The 23,192-nt window shown below is 73.6% G+C and carries 23 protein-coding genes and 1 pseudogene; 19 read left to right on the top strand and 5 right to left on the bottom strand.

Features of this window, described 5'->3' with window-relative positions; translation table 11 throughout:
• Positions 1-18 precede the first annotated feature (18 nt).
• The 7 genes and pseudogenes from tilS to CFT82_RS10550 all read left to right on the top strand — a co-directional run.
• Positions 19-648 (top strand): annotated as a pseudogene (tilS, locus tag CFT82_RS12375) (tRNA lysidine(34) synthetase TilS); the annotation flags it as partial.
• Between the two features lie 429 nt (positions 649-1,077).
• Entirely contained in the window at positions 1,078-1,629 is a 552-nt protein-coding gene (gene hpt / locus CFT82_RS11930; RefSeq protein WP_200815144.1) for a hypoxanthine phosphoribosyltransferase, read from the top strand.
• Positions 1,630-1,771: 142 nt separating this feature from the next.
• On the top strand, positions 1,772-3,871 hold the full coding sequence (gene ftsH / locus CFT82_RS10570) for an ATP-dependent zinc metalloprotease FtsH (RefSeq protein WP_088819101.1): 2,100 nt from the start codon (positions 1,772-1,774) through the stop codon (positions 3,869-3,871).
• A 1-nt stretch (position 3,872) separates the two neighbouring features.
• Positions 3,873-4,433 carry a GTP cyclohydrolase I FolE gene (gene folE, locus CFT82_RS10565; RefSeq protein ID WP_234994410.1) on the top strand — a complete coding sequence of 187 codons (561 nt, stop codon included), beginning with the start codon at positions 3,873-3,875 and terminating at the stop codon, positions 4,431-4,433.
• A gap of 10 nt (positions 4,434-4,443) precedes the next feature.
• Entirely contained in the window at positions 4,444-5,310 is an 867-nt protein-coding gene (gene folP / locus CFT82_RS10560) for a dihydropteroate synthase (protein WP_234994408.1), read from the top strand.
• Positions 5,307-6,227, top strand: a complete 921-nt coding sequence (folK, locus tag CFT82_RS10555; RefSeq protein WP_234994407.1) for a 2-amino-4-hydroxy-6-hydroxymethyldihydropteridine diphosphokinase — start codon at positions 5,307-5,309, stop codon at positions 6,225-6,227. The genes folP and folK overlap by 4 nt, the downstream gene beginning before the upstream one ends.
• On the top strand, positions 6,224-6,826 hold the full coding sequence (locus tag CFT82_RS10550; protein ID WP_088819100.1) for a DUF3180 family protein: 603 nt from the start codon (positions 6,224-6,226) through the stop codon (positions 6,824-6,826). The genes folK and CFT82_RS10550 overlap by 4 nt, the downstream gene beginning before the upstream one ends.
• Positions 6,827-6,859: 33 nt before the next feature.
• Here the strand turns inward: CFT82_RS10550 and CFT82_RS10545 are convergent, their stop codons facing one another.
• Positions 6,860-7,639, bottom strand: coding sequence for an NUDIX domain-containing protein (locus CFT82_RS10545; protein WP_234994406.1), 780 nt, complete (start codon positions 7,637-7,639; stop codon positions 6,860-6,862).
• Positions 7,640-7,708: 69 nt separating this feature from the next.
• Between CFT82_RS10545 and CFT82_RS10540 the strand changes: the two genes are divergently transcribed.
• The 7 genes from CFT82_RS10540 (at position 7,709) to CFT82_RS10510 (ending at position 14,351) form a co-directional block, all read left to right on the top strand.
• Positions 7,709-8,662 (top strand): Rossmann-like and DUF2520 domain-containing protein, encoded by a 954-nt coding sequence (locus CFT82_RS10540; protein WP_088819099.1) that lies wholly within the window; start codon positions 7,709-7,711, stop codon positions 8,660-8,662.
• A 53-nt stretch (positions 8,663-8,715) separates the two neighbouring features.
• Positions 8,716-9,210: a methylated-DNA--[protein]-cysteine S-methyltransferase gene (locus CFT82_RS10535; RefSeq protein ID WP_088819202.1), complete on the top strand. Its 495-nt coding sequence runs from the start codon at positions 8,716-8,718 to the stop codon at positions 9,208-9,210.
• 23 nt (positions 9,211-9,233) lie between these two features.
• Positions 9,234-10,193 (top strand): formimidoylglutamase, encoded by a 960-nt coding sequence (gene hutG, locus CFT82_RS10530; protein ID WP_088819097.1) that lies wholly within the window; start codon positions 9,234-9,236, stop codon positions 10,191-10,193.
• 119 nt (positions 10,194-10,312) lie between these two features.
• Complete coding sequence (gene ahpC / locus CFT82_RS10525) at positions 10,313-10,876, top strand: alkyl hydroperoxide reductase subunit C (protein ID WP_088819096.1); 564 nt, start codon at positions 10,313-10,315, stop codon at positions 10,874-10,876.
• 189 nt (positions 10,877-11,065) lie between these two features.
• Positions 11,066-12,745, top strand: a complete 1,680-nt coding sequence (gene ahpF, locus CFT82_RS10520) for an alkyl hydroperoxide reductase subunit F (RefSeq protein ID WP_088819094.1) — start codon at positions 11,066-11,068, stop codon at positions 12,743-12,745.
• Positions 12,742-13,647 carry a LysR substrate-binding domain-containing protein gene (locus CFT82_RS10515; RefSeq protein WP_088819092.1) on the top strand — a complete coding sequence of 302 codons (906 nt, stop codon included), beginning with the start codon at positions 12,742-12,744 and terminating at the stop codon, positions 13,645-13,647. Before ahpF ends, CFT82_RS10515 begins: the two co-directional genes overlap by 4 nt.
• Positions 13,648-13,817: 170 nt before the next feature.
• Positions 13,818-14,351: a GNAT family N-acetyltransferase gene (locus CFT82_RS10510; protein ID WP_088819090.1), complete on the top strand. Its 534-nt coding sequence runs from the start codon at positions 13,818-13,820 to the stop codon at positions 14,349-14,351.
• Positions 14,352-14,382: 31 nt separating this feature from the next.
• Here the strand turns inward: CFT82_RS10510 and CFT82_RS10505 are convergent, their stop codons facing one another.
• Together CFT82_RS10505 and CFT82_RS10500 are read right to left on the bottom strand one after the other, a co-directional pair.
• Positions 14,383-16,161: an NAD-binding protein gene (locus tag CFT82_RS10505; protein ID WP_088819089.1), complete on the bottom strand. Its 1,779-nt coding sequence runs from the start codon at positions 16,159-16,161 to the stop codon at positions 14,383-14,385.
• A gap of 12 nt (positions 16,162-16,173) precedes the next feature.
• Entirely contained in the window at positions 16,174-16,560 is a 387-nt protein-coding gene (locus CFT82_RS10500) for a DUF6394 family protein (RefSeq protein ID WP_088819201.1), read from the bottom strand.
• A gap of 306 nt (positions 16,561-16,866) precedes the next feature.
• On the opposite strand from CFT82_RS10500, the gene CFT82_RS10495 reads away from it, so the two are divergent.
• A complete protein-coding gene (locus CFT82_RS10495; RefSeq protein WP_234994405.1) occupies positions 16,867-17,556 on the top strand; it encodes a response regulator transcription factor in 690 nt (229 codons plus the stop codon).
• Positions 17,553-18,887, top strand: a complete 1,335-nt coding sequence (locus CFT82_RS10490; protein ID WP_088819085.1) for a sensor histidine kinase — start codon at positions 17,553-17,555, stop codon at positions 18,885-18,887. Before CFT82_RS10495 ends, CFT82_RS10490 begins: the two co-directional genes overlap by 4 nt.
• 42 nt (positions 18,888-18,929) lie before the next feature.
• Here the strand turns inward: CFT82_RS10490 and CFT82_RS10485 are convergent, their stop codons facing one another.
• Complete coding sequence (locus tag CFT82_RS10485; protein ID WP_143469616.1) at positions 18,930-19,442, bottom strand: hypothetical protein; 513 nt, start codon at positions 19,440-19,442, stop codon at positions 18,930-18,932.
• A gap of 182 nt (positions 19,443-19,624) precedes the next feature.
• Here CFT82_RS10485 and CFT82_RS10480 point away from each other — a divergent pair, with 182 nt between their 5' ends.
• Genes CFT82_RS10480 through arfC form a run of 3 tightly spaced genes read left to right on the top strand, consistent with a single transcriptional unit; the run spans position 19,625 to position 22,105 of the window.
• On the top strand, positions 19,625-20,989 hold the full coding sequence (locus tag CFT82_RS10480) for an OmpA family protein (RefSeq protein ID WP_088819081.1): 1,365 nt from the start codon (positions 19,625-19,627) through the stop codon (positions 20,987-20,989).
• Positions 20,990-21,002: 13 nt separating this feature from the next.
• Positions 21,003-21,161, top strand: a complete 159-nt coding sequence (gene arfB, locus CFT82_RS11925) for a channel accessory protein ArfB (protein ID WP_088819080.1) — start codon at positions 21,003-21,005, stop codon at positions 21,159-21,161.
• The gene (arfC, locus tag CFT82_RS10470) at positions 21,158-22,105 is read left to right on the top strand and encodes a channel accessory protein ArfC, sunset domain variant (RefSeq protein ID WP_088819078.1); all 948 of its coding nucleotides are present in this window, start codon (positions 21,158-21,160) and stop codon (positions 22,103-22,105) included. Before arfB ends, arfC begins: the two co-directional genes overlap by 4 nt.
• A gap of 84 nt (positions 22,106-22,189) precedes the next feature.
• On the opposite strand, the gene rsmI is transcribed toward arfC, so the two are convergent.
• A complete protein-coding gene (gene rsmI, locus CFT82_RS10465; RefSeq protein WP_088819077.1) occupies positions 22,190-23,020 on the bottom strand; it encodes a 16S rRNA (cytidine(1402)-2'-O)-methyltransferase in 831 nt (276 codons plus the stop codon).
• Positions 23,021-23,192: the final 172 nt, after the last annotated feature.

Below are 23,192 nucleotides of genomic sequence, written 5' to 3'. Positions count from 1 at the left end.
CGCGACGGACCGCCTGAGGTGCCCGGACCGCCGGCTGCCGTCGCCGCGGTGCGCCACGCCGTGCGGGGCCCGCTGCGTGCTGCCGCCGAGGAGGGGGCGGGCGTGCTCGTGGCCTGCTCCGGAGGGGCCGACTCGCTGGCGCTGGCCGCCGGGCTGGCCTTCGAGGCCGACCGGCTGCGCCGTCGGGGCGGACGCGTCCTGAGCGGCGCGGTGGTGGTGGACCACGCACTGCAGGCCGGGAGCGCCGAGGTGGCCGCCCGGGCCGCCGCCACCTGTCGGGCGCTCGGCCTCGACCCGGTGCTGGTGCGCCGCGTCGAGGTGGGCCGGGGGGACGGCCCGGAGGCCGCTGCCCGGGAGGCGCGCTACGACGCCTTCGCGGAGGTGCTCGACGGGCTGGGGGCCCCTGACCGGTCGGTGCGGGTCTGGCTGGCCCACACCGCGGACGACCAGGCCGAGCAGGTGCTCCTGGGGCTCCTGCGCGGGGCCGGGACCCGCTCCCTGGCGGGCATGCCGGCCCGCCGCGGCCCCTACGAGCGCCCCCTCCTCGGCCTGCGACGGGCCACCACCCGGGAGGCCTGCGCCGACCAGGGGCTCGCCCCGCACCAGGACCCCCACAACGACGACCCGCGGTTCGCGCGGGTGCGCATCCGGCAGGCGTTGGCCGTCCTCGGCGACGCGGCCGGGGAGGACCTCGTCCCCGCCCTGGCCCGCAGCGCCGACCACCTCCGGGCGGACGCCGACCTCCTCGACGCGCTCGCGGCCGGCCGGGCGGCCGCCCTCACCGAGCACCCCGGCCCGGCCTGGCCGGTGGAGGAGCTGGCGGGGGTCGAGGCCGCCCTGCGGCCCCGCGTGTGGCGCCGGCTGGTGCAGCGGACGCACGGCGCCGGCCCCGTGCCGACGCACACCCACCTGGCCGGCCTGGACCGGCTGCTCACCGGCTGGACCGGGCAGGGCCCGGTGCACCTGCCCGGCGGCCACCGGTGGGCCCGGTGGCGCAGGGACGGGGTCGCGGTCGTGGGGCCCTCCCGGTCGGACACAATGAACCCCAGCCCTGTACGCCCGAGGATGGAGAGACCGGTGGACGCTGAGCACATGGGGGATGCCCTCGAGAGGGTCCTGCTGACCGAGGAGGAGATCCTCGCCGGCCTGGACCGGATGGCCCGGGAGATCGCGGCCGACTACGAGGGCAAGGACGTGCTCATGGTCGGTGTCCTCAAGGGCGCCGTCATGGTCGTCTCCGACCTCATGCGCGCCATGCCGTACAGCGTGCCGATGGACTGGATGGCCATCAGCTCCTACGGGTCGGGCACGAGATCCAGCGGCGTGGTGCGGATCCTCAAGGACCTCGACACCGACATCACCGACCGCCACGTGCTGGTGGTGGAGGACGTCATCGACTCCGGCCTGACCCTCAGCTGGATCCTGGAGAATCTCGAGCTGCGCGGGGCAGCCTCCGTGGAGGTGGCGACCCTGCTGCGCAAGCCGGAGGCCCAGAAGGTCGAGATCGACGCGAAGTACGTGGGCTTCGACATCCCGAACGACTTCGTCGTGGGCTACGGCCTGGACTTCGACGAGCGCTTCCGCAACCTGCGCTGCGTGGGCACGCTCGCCCCGCACATGTACAGCTGACCGACCACCGCTCCACAGCGCGGACCGCCGGCCGGGGAGGGACGACTGTGCTGTGGAACACTGGGGCGCCCCCGGGCGTTGACCCGCGACGACCCGTTCCCAGAGCACCGCGAGCAGCGGCGGGCCCACCCCCCACACGAGGATGACGATGAAGAAGATGTGGCGTTCGCCCATGATCTGGATCTTCCTGATCATCGGTGCGTCCCTGATCTGGTTCGGCCTGAGCGGCGACAAGTCGTTCGAACGCGTGGACACCTCCGTGGCGCTGGAGCAGATCGAGGCCGGGACGGTCGAGTCGGCGAAGGTGACCCCGGACCGGGTCGACCTCACCCTCAAGCCGGGCAGCGAGTACTCCGGCGAGGACGTGCAGAACGCCCGGGAGATCCAGTCCTTCTACGTGGAGTCGCGTGGGCCGGACGTGGTGGAGGCGCTCAACGAGAACCCGCCGTCGAAGGGCTTCACCGACGACCCGGAGACCCCCAGCTTCCTCATGAGCATGCTCATGACGCTGCTGCCCTTCCTGCTCATCATCGGGCTCTTCCTGCTGATCCTCCCGCAGATGGGTGGGGGCTCGCGGATCATGCAGTTCGGCAAGTCCAAGGCCAAGCTGGCCAACAAGGACATGCCGCAGGTGACCTTCGACGACGTCGCAGGGGCCGACGAGGTCGTCGACGAGCTCCACGAGATCAAGGAGTTCCTCACCGAGCCGGCCAAGTTCCAGGAGGTCGGTGCCAAGGTGCCCAAGGGTGTGCTGCTCTACGGCCCGCCCGGCACCGGCAAGACCCTGCTGGCCCGTGCCGTGGCCGGCGAGGCCGGGGTGCCCTTCTACTCGATCTCCGGCTCGGACTTCGTCGAGATGTTCGTCGGTGTGGGTGCCTCCCGCGTCCGTGACCTCTTCGAGCAGGCCAAGGCCAACGCCCCGGCGATCATCTTCATGGACGAGATCGACGCCGTCGGTCGCCACCGCGGCGCCGGCATGGGCGGCGGTCACGACGAGCGCGAGCAGACGCTCAACCAGCTCCTGGTGGAGATGGACGGCTTCGACGGCACGCACAACGTCATCCTCATCGCCGCGACGAACCGTCCCGACGTGCTCGACCCGGCCCTGCTGCGCCCGGGCCGCTTCGACCGCCAGATCCCGGTGGAGGCCCCCGACCTCAAGGGCCGCCACGACATCCTCAAGGTGCACTCCCAGGGCAAGCCGATGGCCGGCTCGGTGGACCTGCTGGCCGTCGCCCGCCGCACCCCCGGCATGAGTGGCGCGGATCTCGCGAACGTGCTCAACGAGGCCGCGCTGCTCACGGCCCGCTCCGGCGCGCAGATCATCGACGACCGGGCCCTGGACGAGGCGATCGACCGCGTCATGGCCGGCCCCCAGAAGCGCACCCGCCTCATGAACGAGAAGGAGCGGAAGGTCACCGCCTACCACGAGGGCGGTCACGCCCTGGTGGCCGCGGCGATGAACCACACCGCCCCGGTCAGCAAGATCACCATCCTCCCGCGCGGCCGGGCGTTGGGCTACACGATGGTGATGCCGCTGGACGACAAGTACTCCACCACCCGCAACGAGCTGCTCGACCAGCTGGCCTACGCGTTGGGCGGTCGGGTGGCCGAGGAGCTCATCTACCACGACCCCTCGACCGGTGCCTCGAACGACATCGAGAAGGCGACCGACATCGCGCGGAAGATGGTCACCCAGTACGGCATGAGCGACAAGGTCGGTGCCGTGAAGCTCGGCGAGTCCGCAGGCGAGCCCTTCATGGGGCGCGACATGGGGGGCGGCCGCGACTACTCCGAGCGGATGGCCGCGGTGGTCGACACCGAGGTCCGCGAGCTCATCGAGGCCGCGCACGACGAGGCCTGGCACGCGCTCAACGACAACCGGGACATCCTCGACGCCCTGGTGCTGGAGCTCCTCGACAAGGAGACCATCAACGCCCCGCGCCTGGCCGAGATCTTCGAGCCGGTCCGGAAGCGACCGGTGCGCGCCACCTGGCTCTCCAGCGACGACCGGCCGGTCTCCGAACAGCCGCCGGTGCTGACCCCCGAGGAGCGTGCCGCCATCGACCGCGGGGACATGACGACCCCGCTGCACGAGCTGCCGGTCGACGAGCGCCCGGTCTCCCCCGGTCACGGGGCCGGGGAGCCCGGCGCCACCGGTGGTCCCGGTGACGGCCCGAGCCAGCCGCCGCACGCCGGGGGTGGCGCGAGCCCCGTCGGCTGGGGCCCCGGTCAGGGCTGACGTGGACCACGCACGCGCCGAGGCCGCGGTCCGGGAGCTGCTCCTGGCGATCGGCGAGGACCCGGACCGGGACGGGCTGCTGGAGACGCCCGCCCGGGTCGCCCGGTCCTTCGCCGAGCTGACCTCCGGGCTGGAGGGGGACCCCGCGGAGGTCCTGGGGACCCGCTTCGCGATCGACCACGACGAGATGGTCCTGGTCCGCGACATCGAGATGCACTCGCTCTGCGAGCACCACCTGCTGCCCTTCCACGGGGTGGCCCACGTGGGCTACACGCCGCGCGGCGGCACGGTGGTCGGCCTCTCCAAGCTCGCCCGCCTGGTGGAGCTCTACGCCCGCCGACCGCAGGTGCAGGAGCGGCTCACCACCCAGGTGGCCAACGCGCTGGTGGACCACCTGGACCCCGGCGGCGTGATCGTCGTCGTGGAGGCCGAGCACCTCTGCATGACCATGCGCGGGGTGCGCAAGGCCGGCGCGCGGACGGTGACCTCCGCCGTGCGCGGCCACTTCACCGACCAGGCCACCCGGGCCGAGGCGATGAGCCTCATCGCCAGCCACCGCTGAGGAGGCGACCATGCACGCACCGACCCCCCGCCCCGCCCCGCTCGTGATGGGCATCGTCAACGTCACCCCGGACTCCTTCAGCGACGGGGGACGCTGGGCCGACCCGGCCGCTGCCGTGGAGCAGGCCCGCCGCCTCGTGGCGCAGGGCGCGCGGATCGTCGACGTCGGGGGCGAGTCGACCCGCCCCGGCTCCGCCCGGGTGGACGAGGCCGAGGAGCTGCGCCGCGTGCTGCCGGTCGTGGAGGCCCTCGTCGCCGAGGGGGTCACCATCTCGGTCGACACCACGCGCGCCGCCGTGGCCGCCGAGACGGTCGCCGCGGGGGCGGGCATCGTCAACGACGTCTCCGGCGGCCTGGCCGACCCGGAGATGCTGCCCGTCGTGGCCCGGACCGAGGCCGACCTGGTGCTCATGCACTGGCGCGGCCACTCGGAGGACATGTACGCCGAGGCGCGCTACGAGGACGTCACCGCCGAGGTGCTCGCCGAGCTCACCGAGCGGGTGACGGCCGCTGAGGAGGCCGGCATCCCGCGCGAGCGGATCGTGCTGGACCCGGGCTTCGGGTTCGCCAAGCGACCCGAGCACAGCTGGGAGCTGCTGGCCGGCCTGGAGCGCTTCGTCCGCGGGGCCGACCTGCTGGGCTGCCGCACCCTCGTCGGCACCTCCCGCAAGGGCTTCCTCGGCCAGGTGCGCGCGGGACTCGTGCCCGTCGGAGGGGCGGATGAGCCCGCTCCGGCCCCGGAGCGGGACGCAGCCACGGCGGCCACCTCGCTGCTCTCGGCGCAGGCCGGCGCCTGGGCGGTGCGGGTCCACGCGGTGACGCCCACCGTCGACGCCCTCGGCGTGCACGCCCGGATGCGGCCCTGGCAGGAGGGGTGAGCACCCCGGTCGGACGGACGCCCGGGGCGGGGCCGGTCATCCGGCTCGGCGGGGTCGAGGCCCGGGGCCACCACGGCGTGCTGGAGCACGAGCGGCAGGAGGGGCAGCACTTCGTCGCGGACCTGGAGGCCGAGCTGGTGCCCGGCGCCGGGGCGGGCGACGACATCGGCGCCACGCTCCACTACGGCCAGGCCGCCGAGGCCCTGCACGCCGTGCTGGCCGGGGAGCCGGTGGATCTCCTGGAGACCCTCGTCGAGCGGCTCCTCGACGCGGTCGAGGCCCTCCCGGGGGCGGAGGCCTGCCGCCGGCTCACGGTGACCGTCCACAAGCCGCAGGCGCCGATCACCGTGCCGTTCGCGGACGTGACCGTCTCGGCCACCCGGGAGCGCACCCGCCCGGCGGTCGTCGCCCTGGGGGCGAACCTCGGGGACGCCGCCGCGACCCTCGCGGCCGCGGTGGCCCGGCTCGGCGACCTGCCGGGGACCCGCCTGACCGGCCTCTCCCCGCTCGTGGAGACCGACCCGGTGGGTGGCGTGGAGCAGCCGGTGTACCTCAACGCGGTGGCCCTGCTGGAGACCGTGCTGCCGGCCGAGCGCCTGCTCGCCGCGCTGCACGCCATCGAGGCCGAGCACGGCCGGACCCGGGAGCTCCGGTGGGGGGCCAGGACGCTCGACCTCGACCTCGTCCAGCAGGGCGATCCGCGCACCGGCACCGAGCTGCGGTGCACGGGCACGCTGGAGCTGCCCCACCCGCGGGCCGCCGAGCGGGCCTTCGTGCTGGTGCCGTGGTCGCAGGTCGACCCGGCTGCGATGCTGGGTGGGGAGTCCGTCGCCACCCTGGCGACCCGGGCCGCCGACGCCGCAGGGGTCCGGCCCGGCCCGCCCTGGCCCGCCCTGCGCTGGGGAGGCGCCCGATGACCCGTGACCCGCGACACCAGACCCCCACCGACGGGCCGCAGGGTCCCGGCACCCGCCCGTGGCAGCTCGTGCTCACCTGGCTGGGCGCCTCGCTCGTGGGCTGGGGCCTGTCCACCTGGTGGCTGGGGCGCGGCAACCCCGTGCCCGTCCGGGCAGGAGCGGGCCTGGTCCTCGACCTGCTCTTCGCCGGCGCGCTGCTGGCCGCAGCCCTGTGGGTGTGGCGCTCGAGCCGGACCACCGCCGACGCCGCCGCCGACCAGCGCTGGCGGGAGCGCTCCCCGGCCCCGACGACGGCCCGCCTCGTCGTGGTCCTGGCCATCGCGGCCGCCTGGGCCGGGGCCTCGCTGGCCGGGCTGTTCACCGGTCTCCTCGTGGCCGCCCTGCCGAACGCCGACGTGCCGAGCGTGCGGGGCGACGTGCTGCGCACCGGCCTGCAGGTGGGTACCTCGGTGGTGCTGGCGGTGGTCGGTCAGGTGAGCCAGTGGCTGTGCCGGGTGCCGCCGGAGGGGGAGGACGACCACGACGGTGGTCGGGGCCAGCGGGTCACCAGCCCGTCCACGCCGGCCATGGGGCGCTACCGCGACGACACGGCCGCCTGAGCGCAGCGGTCGTCGGGGTCCCCGGGGGCGGGCTCAGTCCGTCGGGCCCGCCGGGACGGGCCGTCCGTCCGTGAGGAGGGCCGCCCCGGTGCGCAGCTCCTGCCCGTCCCAGACCTGGGAGAGGTGGCGGGCCACGTAGGGGGCGGCGTGCTGCGCCACGTCCTCGGGGGTGCACCAGTGGACGGCGCGGATCTCGCCGGGGTCCAGGGTCATCCGCTCGGTGAGGTCCGGGTGGACGCCGAGGTCGAAGAGGCAGAGCAGGGCGTCCGACCAGCCGCGGTAGGCGGGCAGCCAGTTGAGGGACACCAGCGGGCCGAGCGGCAGCTCGACCCCGAGCTCCTCCCCGATCTCCCGGACCACGGTGGTGGCCGGCCCCTCGTCGGGGTCGACGATGCCCCCGGGCAGATCCCACTCGGCCTTGTAGGTGAGCTCGCAGAGCAGGACCCGCCCCCGGTCGTCGCGGATCACGCCCTGACCGATGACGCGCTTGCGCGGCATCGCGGAGTCCAGCACCCCGAGCCGGTTCTCGCGGGAGCTGCGGGGCGGGTCGTCGGCCAGCCGGGAGACCACCAGGGCGTCCCCCTCCGGCCCCGGGCCGAGCAGCCCGCGGAGCACCCCCTCGCGGCGCATCCCGGCACGGACGGCGACGGCCCGCAGGTCGCGTCGGCCGGGGTCCAGGAGCAGCTCCACGCGGTGGGCGCCGGCCGCCAGCCGGGCGTCCACCGCCTCGATCAGCGCGACGGGGTCGACGGGCTCGGTGAGCCGGGTCCGGTGGACGCCCGGCTCGGTGGTCTCCCACTCCCAGGTGCGCATGGTGGGGAGCCTGTCACACCCTCCCGGGTCGGGCAGAAATCGGCTCCCGGGCTGCGTAGGGTGACCGCCATGCACTCCGAGGAGACCGCGGGCGCACCCCGCCTACGCATCGGCATCATCGGCGCCGGACGGGTCGGGGCGGTCCTCGGCGCCGCCTGGGAGGCCGCCGGTCACCGGGTGGTCGCGCACTCCGTGGGGGACGCCGGGGCCGAGCGGGCGCACGGGTTGCTGCCGCACAGCATCCGGCGGGCCCCGGAGGAGGTCCCGGGCGAGGCCGAGCTGGTGCTCCTCGCGGTGCCCGCCCGCGACGCCGCGGGGCTGGTCAACGGTCTGGTGACGGCCGGGGCGCTCCGGCCCGGGCAGCTCCTGGTGCACACGGTGCCCGGGGTGGGGGTGGAGCTCTTCGCGCCGGCGCTCGCCGCGGGCCTGCCGGTGCTGGGCGTCTCCCTGCAGCCGGCGATGGTCTTCTCCGGGCAGGCCGAGGACGTGCAGCGCCTGCGCGACGCCGTGGTCTGCCACCTGTGCCCGGTGGAGGTGGACCCGGTGGCCCAGTCGCTGGTCGCCGAGCTGGGGGCCACGCCGCTGCGCCTCGAGGCGGTGGACCTGCCGCGGCACGACGCCGCGGTCACGGTGGCCACCGAGGGGGTGGCCGCGCTGGTCACCACGGTGCGCCGGGCGCTCTCCCGGGCCGGGCTGGCCGAGCCGGACGCGGTGGCCGGGCCGCTGCTGCGGGCCTCGCTGGAGGCGGCCCTGGGGAGCGGGGAGGCGCCCGCCGGGACCTCGCCCTCCGGGCCGGTGAGCACCTGGGACGCCGCCCGTCTCGCCCGGCACCGGGAGGCCCTGCGCGCGGCCCCGGGGGACGGAGCCGAGGACCGGGCGGCGCTCGCCGAGGTGCACCTGGCCCTGGAGCGGGCGGCGGCCCGGCACGCCCTGGCGGCCCGCATCGAGACGCCGCCGGTGGCGCGCGAGGTGCTGGGAGAGCTGGGGCTGGGGAGCGGCTCGTCCCCACGGGAGGGCCGGTGATGCCCCACGACGGGTACGGTGACCCCATCACCCTTCGACGGCGGGAGCCGACCATGCAGCAGCCCCCTCGCACCCACCGTGTCCTGCGCACGCCGGTGGGGGAGCTCACCCTCGTGGGGCGCGGGGAGGTGCTCCAGGGCGTCTACTGGCCCGAGCACTCCCCGCCGCCGGACCGCAGCGCCTTCGGGGAGCCCGACGAGGGGAGCCTCACCGCCGCCGCTGCCCAGCTCACGGGGTGGTTCGCCGGTGAGCGCACGGAGTTCGACCTGGAGCTGGAGCTGACGGGCACCGCCTTCCAGCAGGAGGTCTGGGCGGCGCTGCGACGCATCCCCCATGGGGAGGTGCGCACCTACGGGCAGATCGCCGAGGAGCTGGGGCGCCCCCGGGCGGTGCGCGCGGTGGGGGCCGCCAACGGGTGCAACCGGTTCAGCATCGTCATCCCCTGCCACCGGGTCGTGAGCTCCGCCGGGCGCCTCCACGGCTACGCCGGCGGGGTGGAGGTCAAGCGATGGCTCCTGGCGCACGAGGGAGTCGACCTTCCCAGGTGAGCCGCGCACGCCACAATGGCGGCATGAGCGCGAACTTCCCGCAGACGGAGCAGCACTCCCCGTGGACCGGCCGGGACGACGGACCCGGCCCCGAGCACCGCCGGTGGCACCACCTCGCGACCCGGGCGGGGAGTGGCGAGGGTCCCTGGGTGGGGGTGGTCGGTTTCGCCTCCGACGAGGGGGTGCGGCGCAACAAGGGGCGCCCGGGGGCGGCCGAGGCGCCCCCGCTGCTGCGCCAGGCCCTGGCGGGGCTGGCGGTCCACCGCGAGTTCACGCTCCTGGACCACGGCGACACGGGGTACGAGGGCACCGACCTGGAGGTGGGGCACGACGCGGTGGGCGATGCCATCGCCGCCTCCCTCGACGCCGACGACCTGACGATCGTGCTCGGTGGCGGCCACGAGACCGCATGGGGTTGCTACCTGGGGCGGTCCCGCTCGCAGCGCCTCGGCGGGGGCGAGGCGATGGGGCGCACCGTGGTGGTGAACCTCGACGCGCACTTCGACCTGCGGGAGGCCCCCGAGCCCAGCAGCGGCACCCCCTTCCTGCAGATGGCCCGGGCGGAGCAGGCCGCCGGGCGCGCGCTGGACTACACGGTCATCGGCCTGGCCGATCCGAGCAACACCGCGATCCTCTTCGACACCGCCCGCGCGCTGGGGGTGCGTTGGCTGACCGATGTCGAGTCCACCGCCGAGCGGGCCCTGGCGCTGGTGGACGAGCTGCTCGCCCGGGCGGACCACGTGCACCTGGAGATCGACCTCGACGTGCTGCCGGCGGATCTCGCGCCGGGGGTCAGCGCCCCGGCCGCCCTCGGGGTGCCGCTGCCGGTGTGCAGCGCCGTCGTGCGCCGGCTGGCGGCCTCCGGGAAGCTCCGGCTGGTGGACGTGGCCGAGTACAACCCGCAGCTCGACCTCGACTCCCGGACCGCGAAGGTGGCGGCTCGGCTGGTCACCGACATCGTGCACGCCCTGCCGGGGGAGTGAGCGTTCACCCACTGTTCATAGATGTCAACTATGAATTCCGGGCGAAGTCATATACAGTGGCTATAGCAACCGGGGCAGCCGGGAGCACTTCACTGCACGCAACCCACGAGGGAGTACGCATGTCGCTCATCAACACCACCATCAAGCCCTTCCAGGCCACCGCCTACGTCAACGGCGAGTTCAAGGACTACTCGGACGCCGACATCCAGGGCAAGTGGGCGATCTTCTTCTTCTACCCCGCCGACTTCACCTTCGTCTGCCCCACCGAGCTGGGCGACCTCGCCGACCACTACGAGGAGCTCAAGGGCCTGGGCGTCGAGGTCTTCGGTGTCTCCACCGACACCCACTTCACCCACAAGGCCTGGCACACCTCCTCCGAGACCGTCGGCAAGGTGAACTACCCGATGCTCGGCGACCCGACCCACCAGATCTCCAACAACTTCGAGATCCTGCGCCAGGACGAGGGCGTCGCCAACCGCGGCACCTTCCTGGTGGACCCGGACGGCGTCATCCAGTTCACCGAGGTGACCTCCGAGGGCATCGGCCGCAACGCCGCCGAGCTCGTCCGCAAGGTCAAGGCCGCCCAGTACGTGCGCAACAACCCCGGCCAGGTCTGCCCGGCCAAGTGGGAGGAGGGCGGCGAGACCCTCGAGCCGTCCCTGGACCTCGTCGGCAAGATCTGATCCCACCCCTCGGGGAACCCTGCCCCGTGAGGAACGCCTGACCGGCGGGCCACGTCCCGGTCCGCCGGCGGAGATCCCCTGACCGCAGCGCGGGGCGCACGTCACCCACGTGCGCCCCGTGCCGGTCCCCAGCACCTCTTCCACACCTGAACCCCGTCCGCCCGAGCCGTCACGTCACAGGAGGCCCCCGTGCTCGACCAGAACCTCGCCAACCAGCTCCGCCAGCTCTTGGGCAATCTCCAGCGCCCCGTCGAGCTCCTCACGACCGTCGAGCCCGGTGCCACCGACAAGGTCAGCCAGGACACCCTGGCCCTGTGCGCCGAGATCGCCGAGATGTCCGATCTCGTCACCGCCCGGGAGGCCGAGGGCGACGAGCGCGCCGAGCGCAGCCCCTCCTTCACCATCCGCGCCGCCGAGGACCACGCCTCGGCCGTGACCTTCGCCGGTCTGCCGATGGGCCACGAGTTCACCTCGCTCGTGCTGGCCCTGCTGAACATCGGCGGTCACCCGAGCAAGGCCGCCGTGGACACCCTGGAGCAGATCAAGGACATCGAGGGCGAGCACCGCTTCGAGACCTTCTTCAGCCAGTCCTGCCAGAACTGCCCCGACGTGGTGCAGGCGCTGGACCTCATGGCCACGCTCAACCCGAACATCACCCACGTGGCCATCGACGGCTCGGCCTTCCCGGACGAGGCCGACGAGCGCGGCGTCATGGCCGTGCCGACCGTCTTCCACAACGGGGAGGACTTCGGCTCCGGCCGGATGACCCTCGAGGAGATCATCGAGCGCGTCGACACCGGGGCCGCCGAGAAGGCCGCCGCGCGGCTGGCCGAGGCCGACCCCTACGAGGTCCTCGTGCTCGGCGGTGGCCCCGCCGGCTCGACCGCCGCCATCTACGCCGCCCGCAAGGGCATCCGCACCGGTCTGGTCGCCGAGCGGATGGGGGGGCAGGTCAACGACACGATGTCCATCGAGAACGTCACCGGCACCTCCCACACCGAGGGGCCGAAGCTGGCCGCCGAGATGGAGCGCCACGTCAACGACTACGAGGTCGACCTCGTGAAGTCCCAGCAGGCCGTCGGCGTCACCACCGCCGAGCAGGAGGGCGGCTACCACTCGGTCGAGCTCGCCTCCGGGGCCACGCTGCGCACCCGCTCGCTGGTCGTCGCCACCGGTGCCTCCTGGCGCACCATGGGCGTCCCCGGCGAGGAGGAGTACCGGAACAAGGGCGTCACCTTCTGCCCGCACTGCGACGGCCCGCTCTTCAAGGGCAAGCGCGTCGCCGTGATCGGTGGTGGCAACTCGGGTGTCGAGGCCGCGATCGACCTGGCCGGCATCGTCGGCCACGTGACCGTGCTGGAGTTCATGGACTCGATGCGCGCCGACCAGGTGCTGCAGGACAAGCTGCGCTCGCTGCCGAATGTCGACATCGTCCTCGGCGCCGCCACCCAGGAGGTCCTCGGCGACGGCTCCCGCGTGACCGGCCTGACGTACCAGGACCGCGCCACCGAGGAGGTCCACGAGCTGGAGCTCGAGGGCATCTTCGTCCAGATCGGTCTGGTGCCGAACTCGGCCTTCCTCCAGGAGTCGGGCGTCGAGCTCACCCCGCGCGGCGAGGTCGTCATCGACGAGCGCGGTGCGACGAACGTCCCGGGCATCTTCGCCGCCGGCGACGTCTCCACCACGCCGTACAAGCAGATCGTGGTCGCCTTCGGTTCGGGCTCGACGGCCTCGCTGAGCGCCTTCGACCACCTGATCCGCACCTCCGCCCCGGCCGACCAGTCGGCCGCGGACACGGCGGCGGGCACCAAGGTCGTCGACGCCGAGGACGAGCCCACCGACGTCGCGGACACGGTGACCAGCAAGTGAACCTCCGCGACCTGGAGTACCTGGTGGCGCTCGGCGACCACGGGAACTACGGTCGCGCTGCCGCGGCCTGCGGTGTCTCCCAGCCGACGCTGAGCACCCAGGTCAAGAAGCTGGAGGCGGCCCTGGGGTGTGCCCTCGTGGAGCGCTCCGGCCGCCAGACGATGCTGACCCCGGCCGGCGAGCAGATCGCCGGCCGGGCTCGGCGCATGCTGGGGCACGGGGAGGCGATCCGCCGGATCGCCGAGCAGGCCCGGGACCCGCGCTCCGGGTCGCTGCGGCTGGGGATCTTCCCGACCCTGGCGCCCTACCTGCTGCCCCACGTGGTGCCGCAGCTGCGGCAGGACCTGCCCGAGCTGGACCTGCTGCTCGTGGAGGAGCGCACCCCGGAGCTGCTGGCCGGCCTGCGGGGCGGCAGCCTCGACGCGGTCGTGCTGGCCGGTCCGCTCACCGAGCCCGGGCTCCGCGTGGAGCCGCTCTTCCGGGAGGACTTCGTGCTGGCCGTCCCGCCGGGCCACCCGCTGGCCGGGCAGGGTCCGGTGGGGGCGGAGGTCCTCGGGCGGGAGTCGGTCCTGCTGCTGGAGGACGGTCACTGCCTGCGCGACCAGGCGCTCGACGTGTGCCGCTCCAGCGGGGCGGTGGAGATGGACGGCTTCCGGGCCACCTCGCTGGAGACGCTGCGGCACATGGTGGCCGCCGGCATCGGAGTGACCCTCATGCCGCGGATGGCCGTGGAGCGCCCCGGCGGGCCGGGTGGCATCGAGATCGTGGAGTTCGCCGCCCCCGCGCCGCACCGCGACATCGTGCTGGCCTGGCGGGCCTCCTCCGTGCAGGGCGATCTCATGCCGGAGCTGGCGGACCTGCTGCGCCGGGTGCCGGAGCAGCTGGCCACCCCCGCCGTCTGAAGGGCCCGCTGCCGCCCTCCTCGCAACCCTTTCCACGACGACCATCACCTCTCACGCACGGCCATCACCGGAATCGGTGACGCTCGTGCGCGAGAGGTGATGGTCGTCCGGCAGTGGGCGGGCGGGTGACAGCGAAGACGTGCGGAGGGCACGGGCGGTAGCGTCCCGTCATGGACGCACCACCCGCCGTGGAGATCACCCGCCCCGCTCCGGAGGACGCGCTGCCCTGGGCACACGCGCACGTGGCCATCTGGCGCGAGGCCTACGCAGACCTCCTCCCGGCCGCGTTGCTCGAGGGGCTCGACGCGGAGGGCTCGGTCCCAGCTCGGCGGGAGATCGCCGACCGGCTGGATGCCGAGGGCCCCGGCCCGGACCTGCCCGACACGGTGATCGCCCGCTGCGCCGACGGGACCGTCGCCGGCATGTGCACCGCTGGCCTCCGGCGGGACGACCTGCCCACCGAGCTCGAGCTCCACGCGCTCAACGTGGCCGCCCCGTGGCGGGGGACCGGTCTGGCCGAGCGGCTCGTGGAGGCGGTGCTCCCGCCCGGCCCGGCCTCCCTCTGGGTGCTCGAGGGCAACGACCGGGCGATCGCGTTCTACCGCCGTCTCGGGTTCGAGGAGACCTCCCGGCGCAAGGAGCTCGTGCACCGCACCGTCGGGGACACCGGGGTGTGGGAGATCGCCATGGTGCGGCCAGTCTGATCCCGCGCGGCACTGCGCTCCTCGGGGTGCGTCAGCGGGCCGCGCGCCCGGCCCGTGCCGCCCGCCGTCGCCGGTGCGCCCGCCGCACGGCCCGGTGGCTGAACAGCCGGAAGACCCAGGTCCGGGGGACGTGCACACCGGTGGCGAGGTGCTCCACCGCCGAGTCGTCGTAGAGCGTGGCGGTGAGCCCGTCGAGCCCGGCGGGGGTCCCGAGCACCATGAGCGTGTCCCCGACCCGGAGCTGCAGGTCGTCACCGGGGGAGACCGTGCGCTGGCTCCCGCGGGCGTGGACGGCGGCGTAGACCTGTCGGCACTCGCCGCTCTCGGGGTGGGTCAGCAGCTGCCCCAGGGTCACCGTGCCGGCGGCCAGCCAGCGGGTGAGGGCCGGGGCCCGCTCCTCCGTCACGCTCAGGCGTGCCGCCTCCGGGGTGCCCGTCCCCACGCGCTCCACGATCCGCTCCGTCTCCTCGGCGGCCCAGTCGTCGTCCCGCTCCATGACCTTGCGGACGAAGTGCCAGTAGTTCGGGCTCACGAGATAGGTCATCGCCTCGTGGGCCACCAGCTCGGCCGGGTGGAAGACGAGGTCCGGGGCGAAGGCCCGCACCGTGGCGGCCGCGGTCAGGGACTTCTGCCGCAGCACCAGGAAGCAGTCCGGGTTCGCCGCCCGCACCCGGGCGGCGACCGACATGTTCACGGTGTCGCTCTCGGCCCCGACGACCACCCCGGTCGCCTCGGAGACGTCCACCGTCGCCCCGGTGGGCGGGGCGAGCTCGGCCTCCAGGCCGATCCGGCGCAGGTCGCGGGCCACCTCCTCGCCGAACTCCCCGTCGCTCACCACCACCCAGCGGCCGCCGGCCAGCCCGGACACCGCCTCCTCCAGCTCCGTGCCCGGAGGGCTCATGAGCCACTCGGTGAGACGGTGCGTGACCGGCTGCTCCAGCCGCAGCGCCAGGTAGCTCCCGAACTCGTCCATCGGGTTGACCACGTGCTCGGGGTAGAAGTCCTGCATCCGCTCGGCCATGGCCATGCTCTGCGCCCGGGCGATGACCGGGACGTCCGGACGCAGGAGGTTCACGGTCATGACGATCGACAGGTTCGTCTCGTCGTCGTTCGTCATGGCCAGGACGCCGTGGCAGTGCGGGCTCCCCAACCCGGCCGTCCCCAGGGAGGCGGCGCGTCGGGCGTCGGCGTGGAGACCGAGCACGGAACCGCTGGCCGACCCCATGGTGAGGCGCTCCAGGCGCTCGACGTCGCGGTCGACCACCACGGCGTCCCGGTGGATCGCCACCAGCCCGTCGACCACGGCGTTCCCGGTCTGCCCGTTTCCTACCACGATGTAGAAGGGCTCCCGGGTGCGGTGGAGCTTCCGCTTCACGCGCAGCACGCTCATGGCCTTCCGGAAACCGGGGGCGGTGATCTGGCTGATGAGGGCGGTCAGGGCGTAGCTCCAGGCGGCCACCGAGGCGAAGATCGAGCCGGTGACCCAGAGCCGCTGGGGGATGGTGAAGGTGTACGGGGTCTCGCCGAAGCCGATCGTCGTGGCCGTGTACGACATGAAGTACAGCGAGTCGAAGATCGTCATCCGGTACGGCTGGCCGTCCTCGTCCAGCCCGGGCATGAGCGAGAGGCCGACCACGGAGATGGCGAAGACGGCGATCACCAGCAGGATCGGCCCGCGCATGCGGCGCAGGGCCAGCTGGAGGACGTCGAGCGAGCTGTCGTCGACCGGCACGGGCACCTTGCGGCGCCGCTGGGAGTCGATGCGGTAGGCCCGGTGGTGGGCGGCGAGTCGGGTGAGCGGGTTGACCACGTGGGCCCCGGCTCAGCGCCCGCGGTAGTTGACGGTCTCGACCACCAGGATCACCAGGGAGACGAGATTGGCCAACAGGGCACCGGCGGCCACGGACACCACGGAGGCCATCTCGTGCGTGGACGGGGCGGCGTCACCGGTCTGCTCGATGAGCACCCACATCACCGAGGCGGCGCCGAGCTGCAGACAGGCCACGAGGCTGGCCGCGAGGTGGACGGCGCCCACGTGCGTGCGGTCCCCGAGCTTCAGGACGGCCGCCACCACGTTGACCAGCACCGCCACGTAGAGCTCGTAGGAGTTGTGCATGGCCGGGTCGCCGATGTCCCCCAGGACGTAGCCGAAGTTCATGGTGGCGGCCAGGAGGACGAAGAAACCGAAGACGACCTTCTCGAAGTTCACGGGGTCGACCATACGGCGGGCCGGGACGGGACAGAAAAGAAGGGAGCCACCGGACCCCTCAGTACGGTGACTCCCTGTCTCTCCAGGTGCCGCGGTGCGGCTCATGTGTTCCGGTCGATCCCTCCACGGCTCGTCCGGGTCATGTCATCGCAGCGTGTCCCTCGCTGCGATGACTCCACTATGGGCCCCCGATCTCTCACGGTCCGCACGCCTTCCTCACAGTTTCCTCACAGAATCCGTGAGGGTGGTCGGACCGGGCCCGGGGCGGGACGCGGCCCGGCGGGGCACCCCCTTACGCTGGGGCCTGTGAGTCGGAACACGCCTGAGGGGAACGTCCTCCTGGTCGAGGACGACGAGATGCTGCGGGAGACCACCGCCCTGGTGCTGGAGCGCCAGGGCTTCGCCGTGTCCACCGCCGGGGACGGGGTCGAGGGGCTGGAGGTGCTCGGCCGGGGGGAGTTCGACGTGGCCGTGGTCGACGTCATGATGCCCCGCATGGACGGCATCACCTTCGCGCGGCGCGTGCGGGAGGACTCCGACCTGCCGATCATCCTGCTCACCGCCCGCGACCTGCCGCACGACCAGCTCGCCGGCTTCCACGCGGGGGCGGACGACTACGTGACCAAGCCCTTCGACGGCGAGGTCCTGGCCGCCCGGCTTCGGGCCTTGCTGCGACGGACCGAGACCGGGCCGCAGCAGCCGGACACCACGACGATCCGGGTGGCGGACCTGGCGGTGGACCCGGAGGGCATGGTCGTCACCCGGGGTGGCGAGGAGGTCGCCCTGAGCGCCACCGAGTTCCGCCTCCTGGAGGTCCTCCTGGACCACCGGGGGCGCGTCCTCTCCCGCCCGCAGCTGCTCGAGCTCGTGTGGGACATCGGCGCCTGGGGTGACACCCACGTCGTGGAGGTCACCGTCCAGCGTCTGCGGCGCAAGATCGGGGCGGAGCGCATCGTCACCGTCCGCGGGGCGGGGTACAAACTGGTGGACGAGTGACGGCGACCGACGCGGGTGGGCGAGCCCGCCGGTCGGTGGCGGCCCGCACCGGGGAGGGGGTGCTGGACGACACCGTCCCGATGCGGGTCGTCGGGCACCTGGCGTACCGTCCCGGGCCCACGGGCTGGCGGCACTCCATCCGCACCCGCATCATGGGGGCGATCCTCCTGGTCTCGATGCTCACCAGCACCCTGCTGGGGGCCTCCCTCTCGGAGCAGGCGGCCCGTCAGTCGCGGGAGAACCTGCGGCAGCAGGCGGTCACCAAGCTCGAGACGGTCGCCGACTCCTACCGGTTGGACGGCCGGGTGCGTCTGGGGGCCACCACCGACCCGCAGGCGCCCCCGCAGGAGCTCGTGACCGGGATGGAGGTCGGGGAGCGGCGCAGCTACTACGACGGCGAGACCATGTGGGCCACGGAGCGCCTCGGCCGGGATGTGATGCTCTCGGTGGAGGTCGACGGATCCGGGCTCCGCGAGCAGGACGCCCGGCGCTTCCGCACCCTCGTGCTGGGCTTCCTCGGGGCCGCCCTCGGCTCGCTGGCCCTCTCGTGGTGGATGGGCAACGCCCTCTCCCGCCGGCTGCGCCGCGCTGCCACGGCCGCGACTGCGATGGCCGAGGGGGACCCGAGCGCCCGGACCCACCAGGGCGGGCAGGACGAGGTGGCCGCCCTCACCCGGGCGGTGGACTCGATGGCGACGACCCTGCAGCGCCGACTGGAGACCGAGCGCGCCTTCACCGCGGACGTGGCGCACGAGCTGCGCACCCCGGTGACCGGTCTGGTGAGTGCCGCCGAGCTGCTCCCCGACGGGCGGGCCACCACCCTGGTGCGCAACCAGATCGGGCGGCTGCGACGGCTCGTGGAGGACCTCCTGGAGGTCTCCCGGTTGGAGAGCGGCTCCGAGGTGGCGCAGCTCGAGGAGCACGAACTGGGCGACCTGGTGGACCGCACCGTCCGCTTCCTCGCGGTCTCCGCGCCCTGCGACCGGGTGGAGCTGCGGGGTGACTCCCCGGCCCGGGTGCTCGTGGACCCGCGCCGCTTCGAGCGGATCATGGCCAACCTGCTGGTCAACGTGCAGCGGCACGGTGGGGGCGAGTGCGTCGTGACCGTCGTCCGGCGCGCCGTGGTGGTGGACGACGACGGGCCGGGCTACCCGCCGGAGATCGTGGACCGCGGTCCGCAGCGCTTCCACGGGACCGGGGAGCACAAGGGCACCGGGCTGGGGCTGACGATCATCACCAAGCAGGCCGAGACGATGGGGGCGACCGTCGAGTTCTCCAGCTCGCGCTCCGGGGGTGCCCGGACCGTCCTGCGCCTGCAGGAGGCGCTCTGACCGGCCCTCAGTCCCCGTCCCCGGCCGCGTGGCGGCGGGGGATCATTGCGGGAGCTCGTAGACCTCGCGGCTCGTGGAGCCGACCGGGCGCTTGCTCGTGAAGCGCACCTCCACCTCGGTGAACAGGGCCCCGGACTCCGAGGTCTCCGCGTGGGGTGCCGCGACCGTCACCGCGTAGTTCTCCACCCGACCCTCGGCGCAGGTGGGCCGGCAGGGGTTCACGCTGAGCTCTCCCCGCCCCCGGGCCCCGTGGACGGCCCAGGCGTTCCACTCCAGGTGGCTCAGGGTGGCGTTCGTGTTCTGGCAGTCCAGGTTGAGCGTCTCCGGACGGACGAGGGAGCCCTCCCCGAGGCAGTCGAGCATCTTCGGCTCGTCCTCGCCGTCGGACCCAGATGCCGTGGAGGCCGACTCGCCGGCCGGGGCCGACCCACCCGCGGGGGACGCCGGGGCCCGGGTGTCCGACGAGTGCACCGTCGCCTCCTCGTCGGCGCTGGAGCACCCCGTGGCGAGCGCCACGACGGCGAGGGACGCGAGCAGTCCACGGGGGCGATCCATCGCTCCCCCCTTCCCCTGGGAGATGTCGAACAGGCTCCCAGTGTGAGGCAGGAAGATCACACACGCCTCACGGGGTGGGCCGCGGGTCGCTGGGTAGGCTTCGCCCCAGACGACCTCCCCCCACCCGCCGGGGGAGGCGTGAAGGCCATGGGACCGGGTCCCCGGCGGAATGAGGAGTGCAGATGAGTGATCAGTGGGGTGGGGACGACCGCCTCGACGACCGTGACGGCTTCGACGAGCACGAGGACTGGTACGAGGTCTCGCGCCGGTACCGCCGGGGCCTCGGGGGCTGGTGGTGGGCAGCACTGGCGCTGATCCCGCTGCTGCTGGCGCTCATCGGCTCCTTCCTGTTCGGCGGCAAGGACGACGAGCCCACCGGGGACGAGTCCTCGAAGAGCAGCGCGAGCGGTTCCGGGGAGTCCTCCGGGTCGTCCTCGGACGCGGCCGCCGCCGCGGACGCCGTCTCTTACCGGGGCGGCGCCGACGAGGTGGACTTCGCCGCCTCCGCCCCCAGCGAGGCCGATCGTGAGGCCCTGGTCGGTGCGGTGAAGGACGCGAACGTGGGGCGCGCCGTGAACGCCGAGGTGAAGGTCGACGAGTCCGCGCCGCTGCTGGAGGGTGCCGCCCTGGGGGGCCTGACCTCCGCGCTGCAGGCCGGTGGTGAGGGACTCCGGATCGACGGTGACGCCTCCGAGCTGACCCTCACCGGTGAGATCGCCGACGAGGCCGCCCGGAAGAAGGTCCTCGCGGGTCTGGGCAAGGCCTATCCCGACGCGAAGATCGTCGACGACGCGCTGAAGATCGCGGCCGGTGGCCGGGGTGGCGAGGGCTCGAAGGGTGACGAGGAGGCCAAGGGCGACGGCGCCTCCTCGAAGGCCTCGCCGACGAGCTCGGCGGAGGAGTCCGGGTCCACGTCGGGCAAGGGTGACGAGTCCGACGAGAGCGGCAAGGGCTCCGAGGGTTCTGCCGAGCCCACCTCCGGCGGGAGCGGGTCCTCCGGGTCCGGGACCGAGGAGAAGGGCTCCGGCGGGTCCTCCTCGACCGGTGGCGGTGGCGAGGGGTCCGGCTCCACCGACGGTGCCTCCGAGTCCGGGCAGGGCAAGGGGTCCGACTCCTCGCCGAGCCCGTCCTCGACCGAGGCCAGCGAGCCCGCCGTGGCCGCGGTCGGCAAGGTGGAGGACCTCACCTGCGAGAACGCCTCGGCCTCGATGGACCGGATCCTCGCGGCCAACCCGGTCACCTTCCCGAGCGGCAGCGACGCGCTCTACGGGGACTCGGCCGTGAACGTCTACCGGATCGGCAGCGTGCTGGCCGACTGCGACGTCACCGTGACCGTCGTCGGGCACACCGACAACCGCTCGGACGACCAGCTCAACGAGCGGGTCAGCGAGATGCGTGCCGAGAAGGTGGCGCAGGCCCTCGTGGTCGCGGGTGTCGACTTCGGGGACATCACCAAGAAGAGCGCGGGTTCTTCCCAGCCCGTCGCGTCCAACGACTCGGAGGACGGACGCGCGAAGAATCGCCGCGTCAGCCTCCAGGTGAACTGAGAGGAGAGGCAACATGGCTGAGTTCCTGATGCAGTGGCTGTGGCTGCTGGTGGCCTTCGTGCTGGGCGCCCTGGTGATGTACGTCATCATCGGCATGGCCGTGCCCGCCGAGTCGGAGGAGGACGCGTTCAGCGACCTGCCCGGCGCCCGTGAGATCGGAGACGACGCGTGAACGGCAACTGGTGGTTGATCCTGCTGTCCTTCCTGCTGGGTGCGCTGGTCACCTGGCTGTGGTCCGTGCGTTCCGTGACCCGGGTGATCCCGGCGTCCGAGTACGACCGGCACCTCGACGCGATCGCCGACGTGGACGACGACCGCGTCGAGGTCGAGGACGACCGTGACGACGTGCGCTACGCGGACGACGACGCGGAGCCCGCCGACGGGTCCGCGGCGACCGGTGGTGACGACGACGCGGTGCGCTACAGCGAGCGCAGCGCCGCAGCGACCGGTGCTGCCGGTGTCGCGGGTGCCGCGGCGCTCGGGGCCGGGGACGACGAGGACGCCCCGGTCAAGGAGTCCAAGCGGAGCAAGCGCAAGAAGCGTGACCGTCGGGCCGAGGCCCGACGGGAGGCGGAGGCGCGTCGTCAGGAGGAGGCCCTCCGCGAGGAGGAGGCCGTCTTCGACGCCGCCGCGCTCGACGACGGGGACACCCAGGTCGTGAGCACCGGCACCGGTGTGGCCGCGGCCGGCGCCGCCGGGGGTGTCGCCGCCGCGGGCTCGCAGCTGGAGGGTGACGACGAGCGGGCCACGCAGCTCGCCTCGGACAGCACCCAGGCCATCCCGACCGTCGACGCCGGTGCGTACCCGCTGGGCGACGAGGAGGACGCGGGCAGCGCGGAGAACCGGGAGCCCGTGGGCGACGAGCTCGTCGACCCCGAGGAGTCCCTCGAGCTCGACGAGCTCGACGGTGACGAGCCCTACGGCCCCGGCTCGGCCCGTGCGGCCGCGGACGGCTCCGGCCCCGAGGGCTGGATCATCAAGGGCAATGCCGACTCCGGCCTCTTCCACACCATCGAGAGCCCGGGGTACGCCGACACCCAGGCCGAGGTGTGGTTCGCCGACGAGGAGTCGGCCCGCGCCGCCGGGTTCCGCCACTGGGACCGTCGCAAGCGCTGACCGGCCGGCATCGCGCTGACCGCAGGGCGGCGAAGGGGGACCCACCGCAGGGTGGGTCCCCCTTCGCCGTCCCCGGGGGAGCTGTCAGCCGGCCGCCAGCGCCGCCTCGTAGAGATCCCGGGAGGCCAGCCCGGTCTCGGCGGCCACCGTCTTGCAGGCGGCCCGCAGCCGCTCCCCACCGGCTACGAGATCCTGCACGCGGGCGAGGGCCTGCTGCGGGTCCGCCTGCTGCACGGGGGCCCCTTCCACGACCACGGTGATCTCCCCGCGGGCGCCCTCCACGGCCCACTCGGCGAGCTCGGCCAGCGGCCCCCGGCGCACCTCCTCGTAGGTCTTGGTGAGCTCCCGGCAGACCGCGGCCCGGCGCTCGTCGCCGAAGACCTCGGCCATGGCCCGCAGGGTGTCGGCCAGCCGGTGCGGGGCCTCGAAGAAGATCATCGTCCGACGCTCGGCGGCCAGCCCGGTGAGCAGCGCCCGGCGCGGCCCGGCCTTGCGGGGTGGGAAGCCCTCGAAGCAGAAGCGGTCCACCGGCAGGCCGGAGACCGCCAGCGCCATGAGGGCGGCGCTGGGCCCGGGCACGCAGGTCACCGGGAGGTCCTGCTCGGCGCAGGCCTGGACGAGGCGGTACCCGGGGTCGCTCACCGAGGGCATGCCCGCGTCGGTCACCAGCAGGACCCGGGTGCCGGCGGCGATGCGCTCGACCAGCTCCCCGGTCCGGGAGGCCTCGTTGTGCTCGTGATAGCTCACGAGCTCCCCGGTGATCGTCACCCCCAGCGCGGCCGCCAGGCGCAGCGTGCGGCGGGTGTCCTCGGCGGCGACGAGCTCGGCGGTCGACAGCTCGGTGGCCAGCCGGGGGGCGGCGTCGGCCGGGTCGCCGATGGGGGTGGCGGCCAGGACCAGGGTTCCGGAAGTCATGGCCCCATCATCCCGGGCGGCTGGGGGTCGGGGGTGGGACGGGGCACCCGTGGCCCCGTGGTGCGTCCCAGGTCACATCTCGACAACGAAGCGCCGTCGGTGGGCGTCTGGAGGCATCGGATGCGAGGGTGAGGAGGTTCCATGGGGCGTGAACCCGTCCCCCTCGTTCCAG

Source organism: Kytococcus aerolatus (assembly GCF_900187395.1).
Lineage (GTDB): Bacteria > Actinomycetota > Actinomycetes > Actinomycetales > Dermatophilaceae > Kytococcus > Kytococcus aerolatus.
The sequence above is the reverse complement of the archived record's forward strand: the minus strand, read 5'-3'. Positions and strand labels throughout refer to the sequence as shown.

Excerpts from the sequence above, each read along its gene's own strand:
- ftsH (WP_088819101.1), top strand. The coding sequence starts at position 1,772 with ATGACGATGAAGAAGATGTGGCGTTCGCCCATGATCTGGATCTTCCTG.
- folP (WP_234994408.1), top strand. The coding sequence starts at position 4,444 with ATGCACGCACCGACCCCCCGCCCCGCCCCGCTCGTGATGGGCATCGTC.
- CFT82_RS10550 (WP_088819100.1), top strand. The coding sequence starts at position 6,224 with ATGACCCGTGACCCGCGACACCAGACCCCCACCGACGGGCCGCAGGGT.
- CFT82_RS10545 (WP_234994406.1), bottom strand. The coding sequence starts at position 7,639 with ATGCGCACCTGGGAGTGGGAGACCACCGAGCCGGGCGTCCACCGGACC.
- CFT82_RS10540 (WP_088819099.1), top strand. The coding sequence starts at position 7,709 with ATGCACTCCGAGGAGACCGCGGGCGCACCCCGCCTACGCATCGGCATC.
- CFT82_RS10535 (WP_088819202.1), top strand. The coding sequence starts at position 8,716 with ATGCAGCAGCCCCCTCGCACCCACCGTGTCCTGCGCACGCCGGTGGGG.
- hutG (WP_088819097.1), top strand. The coding sequence starts at position 9,234 with ATGAGCGCGAACTTCCCGCAGACGGAGCAGCACTCCCCGTGGACCGGC.
- ahpC (WP_088819096.1), top strand. The coding sequence starts at position 10,313 with ATGTCGCTCATCAACACCACCATCAAGCCCTTCCAGGCCACCGCCTAC.
- CFT82_RS10510 (WP_088819090.1), top strand. The coding sequence starts at position 13,818 with ATGGACGCACCACCCGCCGTGGAGATCACCCGCCCCGCTCCGGAGGAC.
- CFT82_RS10485 (WP_143469616.1), bottom strand. The coding sequence starts at position 19,442 with ATGGATCGCCCCCGTGGACTGCTCGCGTCCCTCGCCGTCGTGGCGCTC.
- CFT82_RS10480 (WP_088819081.1), top strand. The coding sequence starts at position 19,625 with ATGAGTGATCAGTGGGGTGGGGACGACCGCCTCGACGACCGTGACGGC.
- arfB (WP_088819080.1), top strand. The coding sequence starts at position 21,003 with ATGGCTGAGTTCCTGATGCAGTGGCTGTGGCTGCTGGTGGCCTTCGTG.
- rsmI (WP_088819077.1), bottom strand. The coding sequence starts at position 23,020 with ATGACTTCCGGAACCCTGGTCCTGGCCGCCACCCCCATCGGCGACCCG.